Raw genomic sequence first — 4,294 nt, forward strand, 5'->3', positions numbered from 1 at the left:
CCTATGCCACAGCCAACTCCGATGTTCATGCGCGGGCCGCACGATCCCATTCGTATCGAGCGCGCCGAAGGCCCATGGCTCTACGCCTCCGACGGCAACAAGATCCTCGACGCGGGCGCCGGCGCCGTAGTGGTGAATATCGGGCAGGGCCGCCGTGAAATCGCCGAGGTGGCTGCGCGCACGATCGCCAATCTCGATTACATAGTGCCGGTGTGGACCTCGCCCGAGCGCGAGAAGCTCGTCGATCGTCTGACGCGATGGACTCCCGCGGGGCTCACGCGCTTCTTTTTTACCAGCGGCGGATCGGAGGCGGTCGAAGCGGCGCTGAAGTTCGCGATTCTCTACAACAAGGCTCGCGGCAAGCAGTCGAAGAGCAAGATCATCGGACGCCGCTTTTCATATCACGGCAACACTATCGCGGCACTGTCGGCGGGCGGCAGCGGGCGTCGTGCGGACTACGAACATATTCTGCTCGATTGGCCGAAGATCGATCCTACCTACTGCTACCGATGCCCATGGGGCAAAACGTATCCGTCATGTGAGATCGAATGCGCGACCGCGCTCGAAAAGGAGATCCTCAAGCACGGTCCCGACTCGATCGCTGCGTTTATCGCAGAGCCGATGATGGGTTCGAGCGGCGGCGTCGTACCACCCGTGAAAGAGTACTGGCCGAAGATTCGCGAGATCTGCACGCGCTACGACGTGTTGCTGATTGCCGACGAAGTGATGACCGGCTTCGGCCGCACCGGACGCCGCTTCGGCGTCGATCACTGGGACGTCGTGCCCGACATCCTGATCGGCGGCAAGGGACTCACCGGCGGCTACATGCCGATGGGAATGATCGCGGTCAAGGAATCGCTGGTCGAAGAAGTCGAGGACGCCAAGGCCGAGTTCATGTTCTACACATACAGCTCGCATCCGGTGGCGTGCGCGGTCGCCGACGAAGTGCTCGCAATCATGGAGCGCGAGCGGCTCGTCGAGCGCTCGGCAGAAGTCGGCGCGCGGCTCGGCTCGAGCTTGAAGGAAGAACTGTCAGGCCATCCGATGGTCGGCGATATCCGCGGTACCGGGATGTTCTGGGGGATCGAGCTCGTCCAGAACAAAGCGACACGCATGCCTTTTGTTCCTGAAAAAAAGGTAACCAATCGCGTGCTCGGCGCGGCGGTCCGAAAAGGATTGTTCTTCTATCCGGCGACCGGGATGGCGGGCAAAGCGGGTGGCGACGCGATGATGATCACGCCGCCGTTCACGATCGGTGACGCCGAAATCAAGTTCATCATCAGCACGGCGCGCGCGGCACTCGACGAAATCCAGCCTAACCTGTAGCGTCTGACGCTAACGTCTTAGCTTCTGGGAGAGACCGGCAAATGGCCGATAGCATCATCGGGCCGACTTCGCATTACTTTTATTCGCAGCGCCTGAAACTGCACTACGTCGATTGGGGCAATCCCGACAAGCCGCTGCTCGTGCTGGTGCATGGCGGCCGCGACCATTGCCGCAATTGGGATTGGGTCGCGCTCGATCTCCGGCAACACTTTCACATCATCGCGCCCGACCTTCGCGGCCACGGCGACTCCGACTGGGCCGTGGGCAGCGGTTACTCGATGATCGACTACGTGCTCGATCTCTCACAGCTCATGAACGCAGTAACTAAACAGCCCGCGACTCTGATCGGTCACTCGCTCGGCGGCGGGATCGTCCTGCAATACACCGGGACGCATCCCGACGCCGTCAAGCGCGTGGTTTCGATCGAAGGGATGGGTCCGCCGCCGGGAATGATCAAGGACTCGCCCGCCTACGATCGCATGAACAACTGGATCGGCCAGATGCAAACGCTCGCGCGGCGCAAGGTGCGTGAGTATCCATCGATCGAGGAGGCTCTAGCCCGCATGCGCGAGGCCAACCCGCATCTCAGCCGCGAGCAGGCGCGCCATCTCACGATTTGGGGAATTCGTCGCAACGAGAACGGCACCTACTCGTGGAAATTCGACAACTACGTTCACGCGACGTCGCCCTACATGTTCAACAACCGTGACGCGCGCGAAATCTGGGGGCGCATCACGTGCCCGACGCTGCTGATTCGCGGCACCGAGTCGTGGGCGGGCGATTGGGTCGCGGACGGGCGCATCCAGGCGTTCAAGCACGCGGAGTCGGTGACCGTCGAAAAGGCCGGCCACTGGGTGCATCACGATCGCCTCGACGAATTCCTGACCGTCGCGCACCGTTTCCTTGGCGTGTAGCTCGAGCGAGATAGCGTGTTCAGCGGGCACGGTTGATGATGCGACGACCTTCGCTTTCACTGCGCACTGACCAGTTCGAATATGTACAGCTGATCCTGTTGGCGGCGACGGTGGGCGTGCTTGCGGCGCTTGGAAATCTTGGCTTTCGCCAGCTGATCGAACTCTTCACGTGGCTGTTTCGCGGGCTCGAGTGGAACGCGCTCCGAATTGAGAATGGCGGACTCCATCGCGCGCTTATTCCAGTCATCCTGCTGAGCGGGGGCGTCGCGATTCTGGTGCTCGACCGATTCTTTCCCGGAGACGTGCTCGGTTACGGCTTTCCGAATTTCCTGGAGATGGTGAATCTCGGCACCGCGCGACTCAAGCGCCGGTGGATCTTCGTGAAGGCAGCAGGCGCCGCGATTTCACTGGGCGCGGGAGCGTCGGTCGGTCGCGAAGGTCCAATCGCACAAGTGGGTGGTGCGATCGGTTCGACAATCGCACAGCTTAGAAAACTATCACCCGATCGCGCCAAGGTGCTGGTTGCGGCCGGCGCCGGCGCGGGCATCGCGACGACCTTCAACGCGCCGATCGGCGGCCTGATGTTCGCACAGGAAATCGTCCTGCTCGGCCATACCGAAATCGCCAACCTGACTTTGCTGATCATTGCCACCTTCACGGCGGTGATCACCTCGCGCGCGATTCAGGGCAACGCCGTCGTCTTCGCCGCACCCGAATTCGTGCTGCGCAGCTACTGGGAAATGGCGACCTACGCGCTGATGGGCGCTGGGCTCGGCGCCCTCGCGGCGGGCTACATCCGCTTCTTCAACGCGACCGAGGCATGGTTTCGCCGGCTGGACCTTCCCATCTGGGTTAAGCTCGAAGCGGGACTTGCGATCGTTGGCGTGATCGCCATCTGGCTTCCGCAAAATCTGTCGGACGGCTACCCGGTGATTAACCGCGCGATGGCCGGCGAGTTCGGTATCGGGATGCTGGCTGCGATGACCTGCGCGAAAATCTTCGCCAGCAGCGTGTCGCTCGGATGCGGCGCGCCGGGAGGATCTTTCGGGCCGACGTTTTTCATCGGCACGATGGCGGGCGGGTTGTTCCAGCGCGTCTCGGCGATGCTGATTCCGCAGCTTACCGGCCCGCGCGGATCGTACGCGCTGGTGGGCCTCGGCGCATTCCTGGCGGGCACCACGCACGCGCCGCTGACGGCGCTGTTCCTGCTCTGGGAGATGACGCGGAGCGACACTATCGCGCTGCCCTCGATGATCGCGACGATCACGGCGCTGGTCGTCGCGCGCGCGATCGAAACCGAATCGATCGATGAGTTCCGCCTGGCGCGCCAGGGCAAGACGCTGCAAATCGGCAGCGAACGGCTGGCCCTCACGCTGATACCGGTCAGCGCGGTGGTCACCAGGAACGTTACGATCGTGAGCGAGAATACTTCGCTGTCGGAAGTATTGCGCACCGCCGGCGAGACCTCGCAGTCCACCCTGCCGGTGGTTGATAGCGACGGCGAACTCGCGGGAACGATCGTAGTGCGGGATTTGCTGTCCGTGCTGAGCGGAGGACAGGAGCTCGGTCCGCTGGTCAACGCGTTCGACATCTGCAATGCGCATTGTTCCACCGTGTCGCTCGAGGCGAATCTCGATGAAGCGAGCCAGTTGATGGAGCACGACGGCCTGGACGAGATTCCGGTTGTCGATCCGGCCACGCGGCGCTTTCTCGGCCTCGTCACCGGCCGGCAAATCGCGCAAGCGCTCAACCGCGTGACGGTTTCGCTCTCGACGCTCGCCACGCGCGACCCGAATGTTTATTGGGCGACCGGTTATCGCGTGTCGCGCATAACGGTTCCCGCCGGCGCGGCCGGAAGAACGGTGCGCCAACTCGATGCGCGCGCTCGATTCAGCGTTACCGTGCTTGCCGTTCAGGACGCGGACAATCCGCAGGGCGAATTCACGCCGATCACGCCGGATCGTCCGCTCAAGGCGGGCGATCAGCTGATCGCGGCAGGGCGTGCGCAGGACATCCGGCTATTCACGCAAGAATTGGAGAGCGCGGGACCCGTC

General features: G+C 62.7%; 3 protein-coding genes. All 3 read left to right on the top strand.

The features are described from left to right. On the top strand, positions 1-1,326 hold a 1,326-nt coding region (locus tag VIW95_RS02425; protein ID WP_331583666.1), incomplete at its 5' end, for an aspartate aminotransferase family protein. A gap of 41 nt (positions 1,327-1,367) precedes the next feature. Then, positions 1,368-2,240, top strand: a complete 873-nt coding sequence (locus VIW95_RS02430; protein WP_331583668.1) for an alpha/beta hydrolase — start codon at positions 1,368-1,370, stop codon at positions 2,238-2,240. Between the two features lie 35 nt (positions 2,241-2,275). Then, positions 2,276-4,294 (top strand): chloride channel protein (locus VIW95_RS02435; RefSeq protein WP_331583670.1); only part of this gene is annotated, 2,019 nt, incomplete at its 3' end.

Source organism: Binatus sp. (SeqCode), assembly GCF_036522015.1.
In the GTDB taxonomy this organism is placed as follows: domain Bacteria; phylum Desulfobacterota; class Binatia; order Binatales; family Binataceae; genus Binatus.

Excerpts from the sequence above, each read along its gene's own strand:
- VIW95_RS02430 (WP_331583668.1), top strand. The coding sequence starts at position 1,368 with ATGGCCGATAGCATCATCGGGCCGACTTCGCATTACTTTTATTCGCAG.